Origin of the sequence: Cohnella silvisoli (genome assembly GCF_021190915.1) — a bacterium.
Taxonomy (GTDB): Bacteria; Bacillota; Bacilli; order Paenibacillales; family Paenibacillaceae; genus Cohnella; species Cohnella silvisoli.
Genome location: NZ_JAIOAP010000007.1, coordinates 1 through 19,076, shown reverse-complemented (window position 1 = coordinate 19,076; position 19,076 = coordinate 1). Strand labels below are relative to the sequence as shown.

The following is a 19,076-nucleotide window of genomic DNA, read 5'->3' as shown; positions in this document are numbered from 1 at the left end:
TGCGCGAGCATGTGTTTTTTTCTTGTTTTAGGTTCCTTATAATCATCCGATAGCTCGATAAAAACGTACATCGCTGTCCCAAGGGCGGAGAAGTCGTTTTACTTATACGATCAGAAAGTTTATAGACATCTACTCATCTGGGCTTACAAAAAAACCGGCACCTAATTTCCATGCCATTTCGGAGAAATGGTACCATTATCCCCTCACCTCAGAAGTAAGTTGCCAATCAGCGGATTTACGAATGTCATGACAGAAGTGAGTTGCAATCAACGGATATTCGGATGTCATGACTTGAGTGGGAGTTGCAATCAACGGATTCTTGGCTCACGCACAAATTTGCCGTTTAATGAATTGGAATGGAACGGGTTATCGACAACTCAAAAAGCAGCTATCCTAAGCATCAAGTATTCCATAGGGTGAGATATTTTCCTTTCCACTTCGCCTTGCTTCCCCAGACCACCCAAGGAACGGTGAGAACCGGTTTGCTGCGGGTCAGATCTTTGTAAGTCAAGGTTGGTGTCACGGCGCACCAATGGAGCAGTTGGCTGAAGACCGGGGCATGGCGGAGTTTTAAGTTCAATCGGAAACAAAACTCGTCTAAATAAGCCTGCAAATGTTTGGCCCCGATGCCATTAAACGTATTGTTCAGCCACGCGGTCACCTTCCACTTGATGGGGTTCAAAGCAGGGTGAAGTCTGCCGCGCGAAACTGTCACGGCCTCTCCATCCGTATGATCGTTTACGAACGCTTGGACGCCAGGTTTTTCAATCCACCTCAACGCGTTATTCACATGGCTGGGATCCGGTTGTTTGATTTTGACCTGCTGAGGCTCGTCTCGCTCGTCGAGGGATCCGCCGATCAACAGCGGCTGCTGGGCCTCGCTATAATACGTATAACCGTAAGAGATAGGGTCAACTCGCACAACACCCGTGAGCGGATCGCCTTCATCGGCTTGTTGCAGGGCATGGCGGATTTTTCTTGCGATGAGCCACGCGGTCTTATAGGTGACCTGAATCACTTGGGATAGGCGGGAGGCGCTGATGCCGGAAGGCCGGGAGATGAGAAACATCGCTTGGAACCAGCGGGTCAACAAAGTGGAGCTGCCTTCCATGATGGTGCCGGCGATGACAGACGTCTGATGGCGACAGGAGCGGCATTCGTAGAGAGGCAGTCTGCGCGTTTGGATAAGATAAAAGTGAGGATGAAGACAAGTCGGGCAACGGAAGCCGTCCGGCCATCTGGCTTCGAACAGCGCCTCGGCGCAAGCCTGCTCGGAGTTGAACTGCTGGCAAAATGCCTCGAAGGTCAGATGTTCCGGAAACATAGACGATTCCCCTTTTTCAACGAAATAGAACATTTGTTCTTATTCTTACCATACCAAACATACGTTCTATTTTCAAGAGATATCGGGCAAAATTTCAACGTTCTAGGTTTGTTTTTAAAAGCATTGAACAAGGGTTTTCCCTCTGACCGGATGGGATAATGGTACGTTTTCGCGGAAAGGAGATAGGAAAAGCTGCGGTGGTCTTATTCTCCTTCTGATGCGAGGGGATAAAGGCACGTTTTCTCGAACATCACAGGCATGAACAGGAGTGTCGGACCGATTGACCTTTAGAGTTATAAGGGAGTTCATGGGTTCGATTGCTTTATTACGGATATCCGCTAAAAGTAAAAGGGCCGGAGGTAAAGCCTCCATTTTTTCTTGACCGGGCTACGCTTCATAAAGAGAGGCAGCGGTGCATATGTTGTACCGTATAGGAGGGAGGACCGTCGCATGATGCGTGTAAGTCGGAGGCTGCGCAAATGGACCGCAACGATTCTCGACCTGCCGCAGGATGTAGTACTGGACTTGCCTCGCGTCACGATGATCGGAGGCCTTCAGTTAACGGTGGAAAATCACCGCGGCGTGCTCCATTTCTCCCCGCAGTCGCTCCGATTGGCTATGGATAACGGGGAAATGGAAGTGACGGGTCAAGATTTGGTTATTCGAAACATCGGAGCGGAGGAAGTTTTTGTCGAAGGCAAAATATTAGGCGTACAATTGCATCCGAAAAAATAAGGCAGGCTACGATACATAAGTCCGTTTTTGTTTGTTAAAGGCGGACTTTCGCTTTAACGAGGACAAGCTCTAAGCCAGGAGGAGAGCAAGGATGAAGGGAACATGGGTGGCTATGCTGCGCGGTTACGTGTGGGTCAAGCTTATCGGGGGGGAGCCCGAGAAATTCCTTAATGCCGTGACGACGGAACGAATAACGCTTTGGAACATCTCTTTCACGCGGGAAGGAAATCTAATGTTCGGGGTGTCGATCCCCGACTTTTTTCGGCTTCGCCCGTTATTGCGCGCCAATGGAAGCCGGACCCGGATTATATCTCGGCATGGGCTTCCTTTCCGAATGGCTCGACTGTCGCGGAGAAAAACGTTTGCCGTTGGTATGCTCGCTTTTATTGCGGCTCTATTTATTCTTTCTACGCTTGTATGGAACGTTAAGATTGAGGGGAATTCAACGATCCCTGAAGAGAAAATTCGCGCTGCGGCGAGAGCGGAAGGCATATATGCTTACCAATGGTCTTTCCGGATGCAGGATGCGGCATCTTTGTCTCTGCGCTTGGCGCGACATTTGCCTGAGGCGGCGTGGATCGGAGTGGACAAGACGGGAACCTCGATTACGATTACCGTTATCGACTCGACCAAGCCGGAGCAAAAACCGCTGGAAGGCCCGAGACATCTAATCGCCAAGGCGGATGCCGTTATTACGCGCGTGGTCGCAGAGAACGGCCGTCCTAAGGTAGAGCGCAATGACCGGGTCCGCAAAGGAGACGTCCTTATTTCCGGTGTGCTGGGTGACGGAGCGCACAGTAAGCTTGTCGTATCCAAAGGCAAAGTAATGGGTCTTGTCTGGCATGAATATCGCATCGCGTCTCCTCTGGTAACGAAATCAAAAAGCTTTACCGGAGTTTCCCAAAACCGCAACTATTTGCTCATTGGAAACAGAGCGCTGCAAATATCGGGCTATCGGGGACAGTCGTACGCGGATTCGCAAACCCGCACGACCCTGCACCGGGCGCAGTTGTGGAATCGGCTGCTGCCGTTCGGAACGATGAAAGAGCATGAATTAGAAGTTGTCGAAACGGAGAAGAAGTTGACGCCTGCCGAAGCCAAGGAAGCGGGCTTGAAGCAAGCTCGCGAAGAACTGCTTGCCAGATGCGGCAAGGACGCGATGATTAAAGCGGAAAACATTTTGCATGAACATACCGAGAATGGTAAAGTGTTGTTAACCGTTCTTTTTGAAGTGGAACAATCTATCGAGGTCGAACGTCCTATAGGATAAGCATTAATCGATTAGGGGGAATGAGGCTTTTTGACGGAACTGAAAGAATATACGACTATCCCGTTACGCAATGCGGCCGAAGGCTTAGCCTTGTTCGGCCCGCAGGACAAGTTCCTGCGTATAATAGAGAAGGAAACCGTATCGCTTATTCATTCGAGGGATGCGGAAATTTATATTGAAGGGCCTGCCGAGGAAGTGCGTTCCTTGCAGCAATTGTTCGAAACGCTTATTCAGCTCATTCAAGGCGGATTGCAGATCAATGAACGCGATGTCCGTTATGCGCTTGAATTGTCTCGCGAGATGAAGGCCGACGAATTGCTCTCGTTATTCAAGGGCGAGATCACTTCGACTTTCCGAGGTAAACCTGTTGTCCCCAAGACGCTAGGACAACGGCATTACGTGACTACCATTAGGAAAAAAGACATCGTATTCGGAATAGGTCCGGCAGGCACAGGCAAGACGTATTTGGCTGTCATGTGCGCGGTTGCGGCATTGAAAGAAGGCAAGGTCAAACGGATTTTGCTTACCCGTCCCGCGGTCGAAGCGGGTGAAAGCCTCGGATTTCTGCCGGGCGATCTGCAGGAGAAAGTCGATCCTTACTTGCGCCCGCTTTACGATGCTCTGAACGATGCTCTCGGCTTGGAAGGCGTCGCTAAGGCGATGGAGCGCGGACAAATCGAAATCGCCCCGCTCGCTTATATGAGAGGCCGGACGCTAGACGATTCCTTCGTTATCTTGGACGAAGCGCAGAACACGACGCCCGAGCAGATGAAAATGTTCCTGACGCGCCTTGGCTTCGGTTCCCGAATGATCATTACCGGCGACGTCACCCAGATCGATTTGCCGAAGGGGAAAAAATCGGGATTAATCGAAGCTGAGCGAATTTTACGCGGCATTGAGGAAATCGGCATGGTGTTTTTCACCGATCAGGATGTGGTGCGGCATGCCCTCGTTCAAAAAATCATTTTAGCCTACAACGCGAACAGCGAATAATAACTATAAGGGAGGGGATAGCCGGATGAGTCGGAAAAATAGCGGCCCGCCTAGCAATCCGCTTACCTTATCAGGGGCAGCGGCAGGATGGAAGCAAAGCGCGGCGATGCGCTGGCTCCTGCTCCTGCTTTTTGTATTTTTGTTTTATTTCAGCATTGCGCCGAGGCTAGTTCCGGAAACTTACGACATTACGCTGAACGGCAAAAGCGACAAGGATATTAAGGCGCCTCGTCAGGAATTGGACGATAAGGCGACGTTGCAAGCGCAGGAAGAAGCAGCGGAGAAGGTCGGTCCGATTTACTCTATCGTCGCGCTTAGGAATGAAGCGCTAATCGACGAAATCTTCACGCGAATCGAACAGCTGAATCAGGACGATCAGATTACGGAAGCGGACAAGGTCGATATTTTCCGCAGGGTCATCCCCGAACGGGTCGATCAATACGTCAGTAATTTTATGTCCACGAACAGAGGGTCGGAGACGTACTCGGCCGGTTTGCTCGCGGAGATGGAACGAGTCGTATCGGCGCAGAAATACGCGATACCGGAGGAAACCTACTATAAGATTCCGAGATTGACGCCAGAACAACTGCTTGAAATGCGTTCGGTCGGGCGGGATGTCGTGCACAAGCTGACCGGTGAATCGCTGACAAAGGCGGAAACGGCCCGCACTAAAGTCGCCGAGCTCGTTAACGCAAGCTCGCTTTCCCTCAAGACGGAACGGGAAATCGTTCAGGAGCTGGCTCGACTGGCTATTCTGCCGAACAAGTTTTATGACAAGCAGGCTACGGAAGATGCCAAAGTCGAAGCGAAACAAAATACGCCGCCGGTAGTCATTAAGCAGGGAGACGTGGTCGTAAAGGCTGGACAAGTCATTACGCAAAGTATATACGAGAAGCTTGATTCTTTAGGGCTGCTGAAGGAACGTAAAACGTATTTGCCACAGCTCGGAGTGTTGCTTTTTTCGGTTATTTTCACTTTGGCTTTGTATGGTTACAGCGAATTAACGGCCGGCGCTTCGTCTGCTAAGAAGCGGGATAACGTTCAGTGGGTCATGATGCTGCTCATCTTCGCGCTTAACATGCTTTTTATGCACCTCGTCGCTTTGACACACAGCGAACAATGGCCTTTCGTAGGCTACCTAGCTCCGATTGCGATGGGAAGCATGATGGTAACGCTTCTCCTTGACCTGCATCTCGGTCTTGTAAGCTCCTTCTTATTCACCTTGTTGGCAAGCATTATCCTTAATGTGGAACAGGAGCATATTTTCGACTTTCATTATGGATTCGTTGCTGCCGTAGTTTCCTTTACCGCCGTTCTCGCCATACATCGAGCAAGCCAGCGGTCTTCCATTTTGAAGGCGGGAATTATGGTGAGCCTGTTCGGCTCGGTTGCCGTGCTGGCCCTTATGCTTGTGAATCCGGAGCCGAGCCGCGTGCAGCTTATCCAATCGGTTATTTTCATGTTCTCAAGCGGTTTGCTTACGGCGGTGCTCGTTATTGGGCTGATGCCATTCTTCGAGGTTACGTTCGGTATACTGTCTGCCTTGAAGCTCGTTGAGCTGTCCAACCCGAACCATCCTTTATTGCGCAAGCTGCTTACCGAAACGCCCGGGACGTACCACCACAGTCTCATGGTTGGCAATCTGTCGGAAGCGGCAGCGGAATCGGTCGGGGCGAACGGGCTGTTATGCCGCGTGGGCTCTTTCTACCATGATGTCGGCAAAACGAAAAGACCGCTATATTTTATCGAGAATCAGAACGCAGCTGGAAATCCCCATGATAAGCTGGATCCGAAGGTGAGCGCCTCCATCATTATCGCGCATGCGAAAGACGGTGCCGACATGCTTAGGACGCATAAGTTGCCTAAACCGATACGAGACATTGCGGAGCAGCATCATGGGACGACGTTGCTGAAATATTTTTATTACAAAGCCGTTAAGCAAGCGCAGGAACAAGGTGTGGAGAGTGAGTGGACGGAGGACGATTACCGCTACCCGGGCCCTAAAGCGCAATCCAAGGAAGCCGCGATCGTTGGCATTGCCGACTGCGTGGAAGCGGCGGTCAGATCGCTTAATCATCCGACGGTGGAGCAAATCGAAGAGATTATCGGCAAAATCATTAAAGACCGACTGGATGACAACCAATTCAACGAATGCGACTTGACGCTTAGAGAATTGGACAAAATTGCGGAGACGCTCAAGGAAACGGTCATCGGGATGTTCCATTCCCGAATCGAGTATCCCGACGATAAAGAATTAAAGAAAATGAAAGAGGCAAAGGAGACTACGGCATGACTCTCAGTTTGGAATGGATCGACGAACGGGAAGGCGGGGCAGGCCCCAAAGAAGAGCAGTGGATGGAGCTCTTGGAGAAGCTGCTGGTCGTTGCGGGGCGCAAGGAAGAAGTAACGAAAGGGATCGTCACGCTCACGTTGACGGACGATGAAGGAATACGGGAGCTAAACCGGCAATACCGTGGATTGGACAAGCCAACGGACGTGCTGTCGTTTTCGCTGTTGGAGAGGGACGAGCCGGACATTCATTACGACGATGAGTATGAGGCATCGGAAGAAGGAGCCGAAGAATGGAAAGACGAAGATAAGGCTGCGGACCCTTTTGCCGATTTGTTGGGCGATATCATCATCTCGGTCCCTAGAGCCGAAGCCCAGGCGGAGGAGTACGGGCATAGCTTTGAACGCGAGCTCGGTTTCCTGTTCGTACATGGATTTCTTCATCTGATCGGTTACGATCACGGGGACGAAGAGCAGGAGAAGGAAATGTTCGCCAAACAAGAAGAGGTATTGAAGGAAGCGGGGCTGACTCGGTGAGCGGCGGGCGTTCGCACGGGGTCCAACCGTTCCTTAACGCAATAGCGGGAATTGTACGGGCGCTGCAGAACGAACGCCATATGCGCTTTCATTTTGCGGCTGCGCTTGTTGTCATTGTTATAGGCGCTTGGTTGAGGGTGAAGGCTCATGATTGGTTGTGGCTATCGGTGGCCATTACGGGAGTATGGGTGTCGGAGCTGTTTAATACGGCTATAGAACGGACGGTAGACTTGGCTTCCCCTGACATTCACCCGCTCGCCAAAGCCGCTAAGGATACCGCTGCAGGGGCCGTACTCGTTGCGGCGCTATTTGCGGTCGTAGTTGGAGCAATTGTACTCGGACCGCCGTTGTGGAAAGCTTGCTTTCAATAAATAGAATACTTGGAGGGAATTATAGTGAGCATAAGCGTTGACCACCTTTCTTTTACTATAGAGCAGTTATTGGAAGCGGCAAAGAGTGCCCGCAATAATGCATATATCCCTTATTCCGGATTTGCTGTAGGAGCTGTGGTGCTCGATTCGGAGAATAGGCTGCATAATGGCTGCAACGTGGAGAACGCTGCTTATGGACCGACCAATTGCGCCGAACGAACCGCTTTGTTCCGCGCGATCGCAGACGGGCGCAAGGCCGGAGAGTTTCAAGCGGTTGCAGTAATCGGCGATACGGCAGAGCCGATTACGCCGTGCGGCGTTTGCCGCCAGGTACTGGCGGAGCTGTGCGAACCGAATATGCCGGTTATACTCGGTAATCTGCAAGGCGCCTATCAGGTGACGACGGTATCGGAGCTCCTTCCGGGCGCATTCTCGTCGCGGGAATTGAAAAAATGATTTGAACTGAAGGAGAATAGGGTATGCAGAAAAAAGGTTTCAAATCAGGGTTCGTGGCGATCGTCGGCCGCCCGAACGTGGGCAAATCGACGCTCATGAACCAAGTAATCGGCCAGAAAATCGCCATCATGTCGGACAAACCCCAAACAACGCGCAACAAAATCCATGGCGTCTATACGACGGACGACGTGCAAATCGTTTTTCTCGATACGCCGGGTATTCATAAGCCGAATTCCAAGCTCGGTAATTACATGCTGAAAGCTGCGGAAAGCGCTTTTAACGAAGTCGATGCCATTCTTTTCTTGACTGACGTAACCGAACCGATCGGCGGCGGAGACCGCTATATTATCGAGCAGCTCAAGAAGGTAACCAACACGCCGGTGTTCCTCGTGCTTAATAAAATCGATAAAATACATCCCGACGAGATGCTGCCCGTCATCGATAAATTTCGCAAACAGATGAATTTTTCGGAAATCGTACCCGTGTCCGCCCTTCAAGGCAACAATGTTAACTCCTTGCTCGAACAAGTGTCCAACTATTTGAAAGAAGGTCCGATGTATTATCCGGCGGATCAAATTACGGATCATCCCGAGCAATTCGTGTGCGCGGAATTAATTCGGGAGAAGCTTCTGCATTTGACGCGCGAGGAAGTTCCTCATTCCATCGCCGTGGAAATCGAAAGCATGAGCGTTCAAGACAATGGTCTAGTCAACATCGGCGCCGTTATTTTCGTCGAGCGGGACTCTCAGAAGGGGATCATTATCGGAAAAAGCGGAGCTCTCCTGAAGGAAGTAGGCAAGCTAGCTCGTCTGGATATTGAGAAATTGCTCGGTTCCAAAATATTTCTAGAGCTATGGGTGAAAGTTAACAAAGATTGGCGCAACCGCGATTCCATGCTGAAATCTCTAGGGTATCGCAACGAATAATCCGATTATCCAAGATTGCACAAAAAGTGTCAGGCATATCGCAGCGTTTCTCGTGACATCCTAATCCGTGAAAGCGACATTTATTTTCGCCCGGAGAGGATGAGGCGCTGTGCGGGATTTCACGTGGCACGTGTTTACGCAAACCGGCGATATCGAAGCTTATTTGCTTTATAAGGAAGTCCATGATCTTGGAACGTCAGAGTTTGGCGCGGATTTAGGGTCAGATGAAGAAGAAGGCAATGTCGGGGACGAGGAATGAGAGCCGATGCTATATCGGGTGGAAGGGTTAGTCATTCGCAGCACCGATTACGGGGAAGGCAATAAAATCATTACCCTGCTTACGCCGACTTACGGGAAGCAGGGTATTATCGTGCGCGGAGCGAAAAAGCTAAAAAGCCGGTATGGATCGCTCGCGCAGCTGTTTACATATGGAGATTATTCTTATTACAGAGCAGGATCGCTTGGAACGTTGAACAGCGGCGAAATCATCGAATCGTTCCGCGAGCTGCGGGAAGGGCTGGAAGGACCGGCTTACGCGGCGTATGCGGCGGAACTGACGGATCGTGCCATTAACGATGACGAAGCGGCCGCGTATTTATTCCATCAGCTTAAAGCGTGTCAGATCGCGCTTGCGGGCGGCAAAGATCCGCAGATCGTTCTTCGCGTGTACGAGATGAAGGTGGCTAGCTCCGCGGGATACGCGCCCATGCTGGAGGAATGCGTGAGCTGCGGGAGACCGGAGGGACCTTTCCGTTTCAGCGCCGTCGCAGGAGGAGCGCTCTGCCCTCAATGCAGGCATAGGGATCCATCGGCGCTTGAACTTGAAGAGACGGTGTGGAAGTTGATGCGCGTGTTCTCGGCATTGGACTTGCGGCGGTTGGGAAACATCACGGTGCGGGATAGCTCCAAACGACAATTACAGCTTGTGCTTAGGAAATGGTTGGATACTCATTTAAACCTGAACTTGAAGTCTCGGAACTTCTTGGACCAGTGGGAAAAATACGGCGATTTGCTGGGCGAGAGGGTAAAACGACCCGAGCCCGGCGCGGAAACCGAAGCGGGAGAAGGAACGGTTTGACAGACGGCGCTGCGGTAGTTTAAAATGTCATCATAATTGATTGTGTCTCAACGAAGGAGAAAGTAACCGAATACCGTTGAAAGCAGCAGCGAACCGGGGACAGTGCAAGCCCGGAGATACGGATCGGCGAAGGGCGCTCTGGAGAGACTTTGTATGAATGAGGAGGGTTATCCTTACTGACGACTCGGTGTTTTTAACCGGAGCGGCAAGGACAGCCAAGTAGGGTGGAACCGCGGGAATCTACAGCTCCCGTCCCTATGTCTGCCAAGGCAGACGTGGGACGGGGGCTTTTTATTATGATCAGAAGAGTGCGTAGAGGAGCGAATAACGAATGAACTTTCAGCAAATGACGTTGACGCTGCAGCAGTTTTGGGCAGAGCAGAACTGTATCGTCGTTCAACCGTACGATACGGAGAAGGGCGCGGGAACGATGAATCCGATGACCTTCTTGCGTGCGATCGGTCCTGAGCCCTGGAATGTGGCTTATGTAGAACCGTCAAGGCGGCCGGCCGACGGACGGTATGGGGAAAATCCGAACCGGCTGTACCAGCACCATCAATTCCAGGTTATTATGAAGCCGTCTCCGGACAACATTCAGGAGCTTTATTTAGAAAGCTTAAAGCTGCTCGGTATAGACCCTCTGCACCACGATATTCGTTTTGTCGAGGACAATTGGGAATCTCCGACGCTCGGCGCTTGGGGCCTTGGTTGGGAAGTATGGCTTGACGGTATGGAAGTTACCCAGTTTACGTATTTCCAACAGGTCGGCGGAATCGATTGTCATCCCGTGGCGGTCGAAATCACTTATGGGATGGAAAGACTGGCTTCCTATATTCAAGACAAAGAAAACGTGTTCGATTTGGAGTGGGTGAAAGGCTTTTCTTACGGGGATGTATTCAAGCAGCCGGAATATGAGCATTCCAAATATACGTTCGAGGTATCGGACGCGGCGATGCTGTTCCAACTGTTCTCCACTTATGAGAGCGAGGCCAAACGGGCGATGGACGTTAATCTCGTATTCCCCGCCTACGATTACGTGCTAAAGTGCTCCCATGCCTTTAACTTGCTAGACGCAAGAGGAGCGATTAGCGTGACGGAACGAACAGGATACATTACGCGGGTCCGTAACTTGGCGCGTCAGGTAGCGGCAACTTATTTGCAGGAACGTGAGCGGCTTGAATTCCCGTTGCTTAAGAAAGGGGCGGTGAGCAATGGCTAAAGATTTGTTGTTGGAAATCGGTCTAGAAGAGGTGCCCGCCCGTTTCGTGCGCGGAGCGATGGACCAATTTAAGGAGAAAACGGAGAAGTGGCTGACGGATAGCCGGTTGGCTTACGATGAAGTTAAAGCTTACGCTACACCCCGTCGGTTGACGGTACTAATCAAGGGACTTGCTGATAAGCAGACGGATATAAGCGAAGAAGTTAAAGGCCCATCCCGCAAAATCGCTTACGAGGAGAGCGGAGCCTGGAGCAAGCCGGCGCTTGGATTCGCTCGCAGCCAGGGCGTGGATCCGGACTCCTTGTTCATTCGCGAGGTCGCGAATGTAGAATATGTATTTGCTAAGAAAAGCAGCCTGGGCGTTGAAACGGCTAGCTTGCTGCCTGAAGCGCTGCCCGCGTTAGTCACTTCGCTAACTTTTCCCAAGAATATGAGATGGGGCAATTACGAGCTTCGTTACGTCCGTCCGATCCGTTGGCTCGTTGCGCTTCACGGCAAGGAAGTCGTTCCGTTCGAGATCACGGGCGTTAAATCCGGCAATGTTACGCGCGGACACCGTTTTCTGGGTAAAGAGACTATAGTTGAGGAACCAGGCGTTTATATTGAACGTTTACGGGCTCAGCATGTTATCGTCGATGTGGAGGAGCGCCAGCAAGCCATTCTGGGAGGCATTCTGAGCCTAGCGGATGAACGGGGCTGGAAAATCGCAGTGAAGGACGATTTGCTGGAAGAAGTATTGTTCTTGGTCGAGACGCCCACCGTGTTAACCGGTTCTTTCGATTCTTCTTTCTTGGAAATTCCCCAAGAGGTATTGATTACTTCGATGCGGGAGCATCAGCGGTATTTCCCTGTATTCGATGGCGAAGGCCGCTTGCTGCCGAATTTCGTTACCGTGCGCAACGGTGATCGTCTGTCGCTGGATGTCGTTTCCAGAGGGAATGAGAAGGTACTGCGGGCGCGATTGTCCGATGCCAAGTTTTTCTACGAGGAAGACAAAAAGCTTATTATCCAAGATGCGTTGGCTAAGCTCGAGAATATCGTCTATCACGAAGAATTGGGAACGGTAGCGGATAAAGTGCGCCGAACACGCCTTATCGCCGACCGTATTTCGCAATATCTGCGTTTGGACTCGGCTGTTCTCGCCGATGTTAGCCGCACGGCGGATATTTGCAAATTCGACCTCGTGTCGCAGATGGTTTACGAGTTTCCCGAGCTTCAAGGCATCATGGGAGAAGATTATGCGCGCAAAGCCGGCGAGCGGGAGAGCGTAGCGCGGGGCATCAACGAGCATTACTCTCCTCGGAATGCCGGCGACAAGCCAGCAGCTTCGATAGTCGGTGCGGTTGTCGGGATTGCGGATAAGATCGATACGATTGCCGGATGTTTCTCCATCGGCATTATTCCGACGGGCTCGCAAGATCCTTACGCGCTTCGCCGTCAGGCTGCCGGTATCGTGAATACGCTGCTTGCGCATGAGTTGGAAATTACGTTGCCCGATTTGTTCCAAATCGCTTTGGACGTTCATGGCGAAAGAGGCCTTAAACGCGAAGCCTACGATATTAGCAAGGATATGCAGGAATTTTTCGCTTTGCGGATCAAGAATGTGTTGTCCGACCATTCGATTCGTTACGATGTCGTGGATGCCGTACTCGGCGCTGGCGTGAAGGATGTTCGCCGTGCCGTTCTGCGGGCGCAAGCGTTGCAAGCCATCGTAGGCTCGGATGGCGGCAAAGCGGAATTCCGCCCGGCGGTCGAAGCCTTTAACCGGGTGTGCAATCTTGCCGCGAAAGCAGACTCTAAGGTAGTGGATGCGAATTTGTTCGCCGATCCGGCGGAAGGCCGGCTTTATGAAGCTTGGCAAGCGGCGCACGGTAAATTCGTAGGCGCAAGCGCGCAAGCGAATATGACGGAGGCGTTATCGGCGTTATCTTCGTTAAGCGTTCCGGTCGTCGTCTTCTTCGAGGCGGTAATGGTCATGGCGGAGGACGAGGCGCTCCGGCGCAATCGTCTTGCCTTATTAGCGCTTATAGCGGATGATGTTAAAGAATTCGCGGACTTCGCCAAGCTGTCGGGTTGAGGAACGATCCATAATCCGGAAGGAGCAAATCCTATGTCACAAGTCAGCGTGACCGTATATGTGGTTTCCGACTCAGCGGGAGACACGGGCGAGCTTGCGGTGCGTGCCGCCGCGGCTCAGTTCCATCCGCTGTCCGTGCACATTCGACGGGCGGCTTTCATACAGACGCGGGAGGGCATAGATGCGATTCTAAGCGCCGCTCACGCCGAGAACAGCATCGTTCTTTACACATTGGTTATTCCTTTCCTGCGCGAATATATGGTTGAACAGGCAAGTAAAATTAACATGACGGCCATCGACCTGCTCGGCCCGTTAATCGATAATTTGGAGCGTACGCTCGGCAGAGAATCCCGCCATGAGCCCGGCTTGAATCACGCGCTGAACGCCGATTATTTCCGCAAAGTAGAAGCGGTAGAATTCGCGGTCAAGTACGACGACGCCCGGGACGTCACCGGCATTCTCAAAGCGGACATCATTCTCGTCGGCGTCTCGCGAACGTCCAAAACCCCGCTCTCCATGGTACTCGCGCACAAGACGTTTAAGGTCGCCAATGTTCCGCTCGTACCGGAGCTTGTACCTCCGAAGGAGCTGTACATTGCTTCACCGCGCAAGGTCATCGGATTAACAATTAATCCCGATTCCTTGAACGCCATCCGCAAGGAACGGCTGAAAGCGCTCGGACTGCCGGATACGGCGCCCTATGCGACCTCTGAACGGATTATGAGGGAACTGGACCACGCCAGGCAAGTGATGGAGAAGATCGGCTGCATCGTCATCGACGTATCGAACAAAGCGGTGGAGGAAACGGCTAGTTTGATTTTGGAGCGGTTTCAGAGGTAGTTTATATTTGATGCATGTGTGGGGAGCCTTGAGGCTCTCTTTTTTTGCTCGTTTTTAATTAGAAAACTAGGGTACCTATTTTATTTAATAAAAAGAATGAATATATTGATAGCTTGATTACGAATACGCAAGCTATCGAGAACAGTGAAAGGGAAATCATTAAGCGAATGATCGATGAGTTGGAAAGTTATTTGGCAGAATAAACGAGGGTGAAAATTGCTCATTTTTGGACGGAAGTAATAAGAGGGGGGACTGGATACCAGTCCCCCCTCTTATTACAGTACGGAGAGCTCTGTAAACAGCAAAAATTTTGAAGTTTTTGTTTATTCGACAAATACCGACATTATCCAACATATCCAAAATTTAATTTATAAAGTATGCTATATTTATAGGTTCAAAGTACTAATTAATAAGTCTAACAAACAATTCGGAGGAGATTTATTTATGTTACGTCAGTCATTGTTTCTCAGAAAAATTTGCCTGATTGTACTATGTACAACCCTAATATCAGCTATATTATTTTCTTCGGGCGTCATTACCCAAATCTCCTACGCGGATGAACCTTATGAACCTAATGAGACTCTTCAAGAAGCGGTAGAAATCAGTTTGGACAGCAGTTTTTCTTCTTCAATCGACACATCAGGAGATGATGATTGGTATAAAGTGCAATCCCCTGACGCTCGGGTTATTCAAGTACAATTACAAGTTCCAAACCTTAAAAACTATGATATTGAAGTTGTAAATGCTAACGGTCAGTTAATGAACCAAAGTTCCAATGAAACCGCTGTACAGGAAACGTTCTCTTTTTTGGCGGAAGCAAATGAGTCGTATTACTTACATATTTATGGAACTACATTAAATGATTTTGGATTGGATCCTTACTATTTGAGTTTGTCGAGCGAAGCTTTAGGCAACTACGATTCCTATGAACCAAACAATGAGAAAACATCTGCTGTCGAAATCCAAGCAGGTGATGATTTTTATTCTTATATTCAATCTTCGGACGACCGGGATTGGTATCATTTTCACACACTTCAGTCTCAGGAGGTTGAAGTTAGATTAGACGTAGCTAGTAGCCAGGATTATGAATTATCGATAATTAATGAGTCCGGACAAACCGTAAGAAGCGGCAAGAAAGGGAAAGGAAAACCTGAAAAATTAACATTTACGACGGTCCCAAACCAGAAATATTATGTTGTCGTTGAAGGAGCTTATTCTTATAGCCACGGTCAGCAACCTTATCATCTTATTGTGGATACATTGACCAGTCAGCTTAATTACGATACTGCATATGCCGGAGCAACATTAGGCTCCATGAAAGCTGTCCAAATGGGTGACAGTTTATATTTGTCCGTCAGTGGTACTACAATGCAAACTTCTTTCGAATTTTATATCGATTCTGATTTCAATTCGTCAACCGGAACGGCAGTAAGTAATTGGAGCGATTCACAAGGAATTGATTATAAGGTCTCAGACAACTCACTTTTAAAATATGAAAACGGCAACTGGATTCCCGTAGGCGGCGTGACGTTGGTCGGAAATGATACGCTCATCGAGGTTAGTGTTCCGCTTGCTGCAATGGGTATCGGAGCGACACAGAAAATAAGGGTAGGATTTAATAAAAATGACTCTGAAACATTGCCAAGATCCGGCGTAGCGTTATTTCCTGTATTCGATGCTGCTTACTCTTCTTTCGATCCTTATTCAATGATCAATGTTGACGGGAATGTCTCTGATTGGACGCTTTCTCCCACTGCGGGAGACGGGCAACTATCGATTTCTGGAATGATTGCGGATGGGAAATTATTTTTGCAAGCTGACGGAAACATTGGCGATTGGAATGATTTTTATATCGACATTGACTATAACGGTAACACAGGCAAGAACTATTCAACATGGCCTTCGTTTGGGGCGGAGTTTCTGATAGAAAATGGGGGTCTATATCGAGTAAAAGCTGACCGGGTGAGCTGGGATTGGTTGCTCGATTTGGCCGAATATGAGGAAACGGCAACTACGCTGGAGTTGGCAATTCCATTAGACGAGCTTGGAGTAACGGAAACATCGACCATAAAAGTTGCTTTTAATACGGAAGATAATGAAGTTTCTCAGACACTTACGATTCATCCTACTCGTCCGCAAGTCGTCATTGACGGCCTAATTAACGAATGGAAATACTTTTCCCCGTTGGTCAGCGGAGAAGGTTCCATTTCTAATTTATTCGCCATCAAACAAGATCATATTCTTAACATCATGACCAAAGGAAACGGTCTATCCGACGATCAGCAAATATATATCGACAGTGACAACAATGCAGCTACAGGCTATCAGGGAAGTGTGATGTCTCAGAACGGCGCCGATTATATGGTGCAAAATGGAATTCTGAAAAGTTATATCGATGGAAACTGGTCTGTGGTTTCAGGAACAGTTCAAGTTTCCCATCTATCGTCATTGGCATATGAATTTAGCGTTGATATGAACGGTTGGTCTAACGTCTCGGACGTTGTACGGGTTTCCGTTTCAGACGGGAGCAGCTATGCGCCTGCTTCCAATCCCCCTTTCAGAATGCCTGCTATATCAGACACACTGCCGTTCGTGATTGAAATTGACGGTACGTCCAACGATTGGAACCGGGTGACGCAAGAAGCTGTCGGCAGCTTGACTCAGTCTTCATTATCGGCGTATAAGGATGAAGATTTCCTGCATCTTGTCGTAAAAGGCACGAATTTGAATACGGAGAACGTATTCTTTTTGGACAGCGATCATAATGCCGAAACAGGTTTTTCAGATCAAAATTGGAATGAATCCGGAATCGACTATAAAATTGAACGGAATCAACTTTTCAGATATGAAACCTCCAATCAATCATGGATAAATGTTGGCCCGGTTTTTGCAAGTGTTTATCCTGAACGAATCGAAATGAAACTGTATTTGGATGCTATTAACGCGGAGAGTTCCGACGAAATCAAGGTTGCCTATTTGGGTAAGGGATCATTATCCATTCCGAATACGGGATCAAATATGCTTTCAGTAAATGTCATAAACCTCATGGGGAAAAATGCAAGCACATTTTATCCAAGAGAAAGTTTTGCCGTTCTGGACAATCCGTTTAGAGGGTTTACTGGCTCCGCTCGAATTAATCAAACGTCCCATCAGCCGATGGGGTTAGTTACCACCAATATTACATGGGCCGAATTAGAGCCTGTAAAGGGAGAGTTTGATTGGAACGGAGTTCAAACAAGGCGTAATTTCGATTATTGGACATCGAAGGGCAAGAAAATCAATCTTCGGTTTATTATGGATTCGCCGGACGATACCGCACATAAAGATATTCCGGATTGGCTATACGATGAGTTGGTTGATGCCGAAGGGGCGGAAGGTGCCGGCGTCTGGTATGACGATGAGAGCTTGGGTTTCAGTCCAAATTACAACAGCGAAACTTTGATCGAGGAACACGAAAGAGTGATTCAAGCGCTCGCCCAAAAATACGATAACGATCCGAGAATCGGCTTTATTGAAATCGGCAGCTTGGGGCATTTTGGAGAATTTCACACAGTTCTGATTGAAGACGGCTTCCCGAAAGTAAGCGTATCGGATCAATATGTACAACATTACGTGGATTATTTTCATAACAAAAAACTTGGAATGAGAAAGCCGTTCCCTCTAAGCGCTCAACATCAAATGGGTCTGTTCAACGATGTTTTTGCAGGTAACTCGACTGATAGTTGGCTCAGATGGATCGACAAGGGTTGGAGCGGGTTAGAGGATTATAACGATACCAACATAGATTCCATCCAGCTACAGGAAAGTTCGGCGATGCCCGAATTCTGGAAAACCAATTATTCCGGCGGCGAATTTAGCAGCGGTCAACCGGTGAGAAATTATATTAGCAATGATCAAATCATGGAATCGCTCAGACAGGCCAGAGAAAGTCATACGACCTATATTGGAGCTGCCTCATTGGTTGGTTATCAACTAGGAACGGATATAACCGCGGATCAACAGGCCAATATCGATTTGTTGCTTAATACATTGGGTTATCGGTTTGTGTTAGACTCGGTATCTCATTCGAATAATATCGCCGAAGGCGATGCTCTGGCTATCACAAGCTCGTGGCGAAATATTGGAGTTGCGCCATTTTACGAGCAATGGCCGATAGCTTATGCGCTGGCGGATCCGAACGGAAACCTTGTTGCTTCTTCGATTCAAAATACGTCTATAGATATCCGGACCTGGGCACCTGGTTCTTATAATAACAGTTTTAGTTTTGAGATCCCTGAGTCGATTCCGGGAGGACAATACACGCTTTTGGTAGGGATTTTGGATCCGGACACCGGTAAACCGGGAGTGAAATTAGCCAATGAAGGCGCAAGATTCGACGGATGGTTTGCTTTGGATCAAGTAGCGATTACGAATGCCACCCCTGCCAACCCGAACGCGCCGGGTCATCTTCGTACGACCTCTCAAACGGATCGCAGTTTGGATTTGGCATGGGATCAAGCATACGACGATGATGAAATTTCCGGATATGAGGTTTATAAAAATAACGTATTGGCCGGTTTCACCGAAGATGCGTCTTATCTATTGAACGGTTTGGTTCAAAATACTGCATATGATATTTCCGTTTCGGCTGTTGATATAGACGGTAATAAATCGGTCAAAACGACCGAACGATTTACGACCAGTGTAAGCAACCTACTGCCGAACGGCGGTTTTGAGACGTACACCGGTTCAAGCGGTGCGGCGGATGGATGGAATACGGACGGCTCGGATTGGAGCGTTGTGACGACGCCGGTCGTGGAAGACACGCGAGCCCAGCGGCTCGGACTCTCGGGTCTTGGCGCAGGCCACTACATCGAGCTGTACCGCGATGTGGCGGTGACGGCCGGAAAGACGTTTGCGCTGGACGGCCAGTTTAACGCGGCATCGATGAACGATGCGAAGGTGCAAATGAATATTTCGTT

15 protein-coding genes are annotated in these 19,076 nt (G+C 49.4%); 14 read left to right on the top strand and 1 reads right to left on the bottom strand.

Annotated elements, in window-relative coordinates; genetic code table 11:
• Positions 1-400: 400 nt before the first annotated feature.
• Positions 401-1,324 (bottom strand): transposase, encoded by a 924-nt coding sequence (locus tag K7P76_RS14310; RefSeq protein ID WP_232185989.1) that lies wholly within the window; start codon positions 1,322-1,324, stop codon positions 401-403.
• Between the two features lie 450 nt (positions 1,325-1,774).
• On the opposite strand from K7P76_RS14310, the gene yqfC reads away from it, so the two are divergent.
• From yqfC to K7P76_RS14240, 14 genes are all read left to right on the top strand, one after another.
• Positions 1,775-2,059, top strand: a complete 285-nt coding sequence (gene yqfC, locus K7P76_RS14305) for a sporulation protein YqfC (RefSeq protein ID WP_232185988.1) — start codon at positions 1,775-1,777, stop codon at positions 2,057-2,059.
• 91 nt (positions 2,060-2,150) lie between these two features.
• Positions 2,151-3,329, top strand: coding sequence for a sporulation protein YqfD (gene yqfD, locus K7P76_RS14300; RefSeq protein WP_232185987.1), 1,179 nt, complete (start codon positions 2,151-2,153; stop codon positions 3,327-3,329).
• A gap of 30 nt (positions 3,330-3,359) precedes the next feature.
• Positions 3,360-4,322: a PhoH family protein gene (locus K7P76_RS14295; protein WP_232185986.1), complete on the top strand. Its 963-nt coding sequence runs from the start codon at positions 3,360-3,362 to the stop codon at positions 4,320-4,322.
• A gap of 25 nt (positions 4,323-4,347) precedes the next feature.
• Positions 4,348-6,615, top strand: coding sequence for an HD family phosphohydrolase (locus tag K7P76_RS14290; protein ID WP_232185985.1), 2,268 nt, complete (start codon positions 4,348-4,350; stop codon positions 6,613-6,615).
• On the top strand, positions 6,612-7,148 hold the full coding sequence (ybeY, locus tag K7P76_RS14285) for an rRNA maturation RNase YbeY (protein ID WP_232185984.1): 537 nt from the start codon (positions 6,612-6,614) through the stop codon (positions 7,146-7,148). The genes K7P76_RS14290 and ybeY overlap by 4 nt, the downstream gene beginning before the upstream one ends.
• A complete protein-coding gene (locus K7P76_RS14280) occupies positions 7,145-7,519 on the top strand; it encodes a diacylglycerol kinase family protein (RefSeq protein ID WP_232185983.1) in 375 nt (124 codons plus the stop codon). The genes ybeY and K7P76_RS14280 overlap by 4 nt, the downstream gene beginning before the upstream one ends.
• A gap of 30 nt (positions 7,520-7,549) precedes the next feature.
• Positions 7,550-7,975, top strand: a complete 426-nt coding sequence (locus K7P76_RS14275; protein WP_373692411.1) for a cytidine deaminase — start codon at positions 7,550-7,552, stop codon at positions 7,973-7,975.
• A gap of 23 nt (positions 7,976-7,998) precedes the next feature.
• Positions 7,999-8,901, top strand: coding sequence for a GTPase Era (gene era, locus K7P76_RS14270; protein WP_232185981.1), 903 nt, complete (start codon positions 7,999-8,001; stop codon positions 8,899-8,901).
• Positions 8,902-9,010: 109 nt separating this feature from the next.
• The gene (locus K7P76_RS14265) at positions 9,011-9,160 is read left to right on the top strand and encodes a YqzL family protein (protein WP_232185980.1); all 150 of its coding nucleotides are present in this window, start codon (positions 9,011-9,013) and stop codon (positions 9,158-9,160) included.
• A 6-nt stretch (positions 9,161-9,166) separates the two neighbouring features.
• Positions 9,167-9,979, top strand: coding sequence for a DNA repair protein RecO (recO, locus tag K7P76_RS14260; RefSeq protein WP_232185979.1), 813 nt, complete (start codon positions 9,167-9,169; stop codon positions 9,977-9,979).
• Positions 9,980-10,310: 331 nt separating this feature from the next.
• Positions 10,311-11,198, top strand: a complete 888-nt coding sequence (glyQ, locus tag K7P76_RS14255; protein ID WP_232185978.1) for a glycine--tRNA ligase subunit alpha — start codon at positions 10,311-10,313, stop codon at positions 11,196-11,198.
• Positions 11,191-13,275, top strand: coding sequence for a glycine--tRNA ligase subunit beta (glyS, locus tag K7P76_RS14250; RefSeq protein WP_232185977.1), 2,085 nt, complete (start codon positions 11,191-11,193; stop codon positions 13,273-13,275). The genes glyQ and glyS overlap by 8 nt, the downstream gene beginning before the upstream one ends.
• 33 nt (positions 13,276-13,308) lie before the next feature.
• On the top strand, positions 13,309-14,115 hold the full coding sequence (locus tag K7P76_RS14245) for a pyruvate, water dikinase regulatory protein (protein ID WP_232185976.1): 807 nt from the start codon (positions 13,309-13,311) through the stop codon (positions 14,113-14,115).
• Between the two features lie 444 nt (positions 14,116-14,559).
• Positions 14,560-19,076, top strand: a 4,517-nt coding sequence (locus K7P76_RS14240) for a DUF4832 domain-containing protein (RefSeq protein WP_232185975.1), incomplete at its 3' end; no start/stop codon positions are given.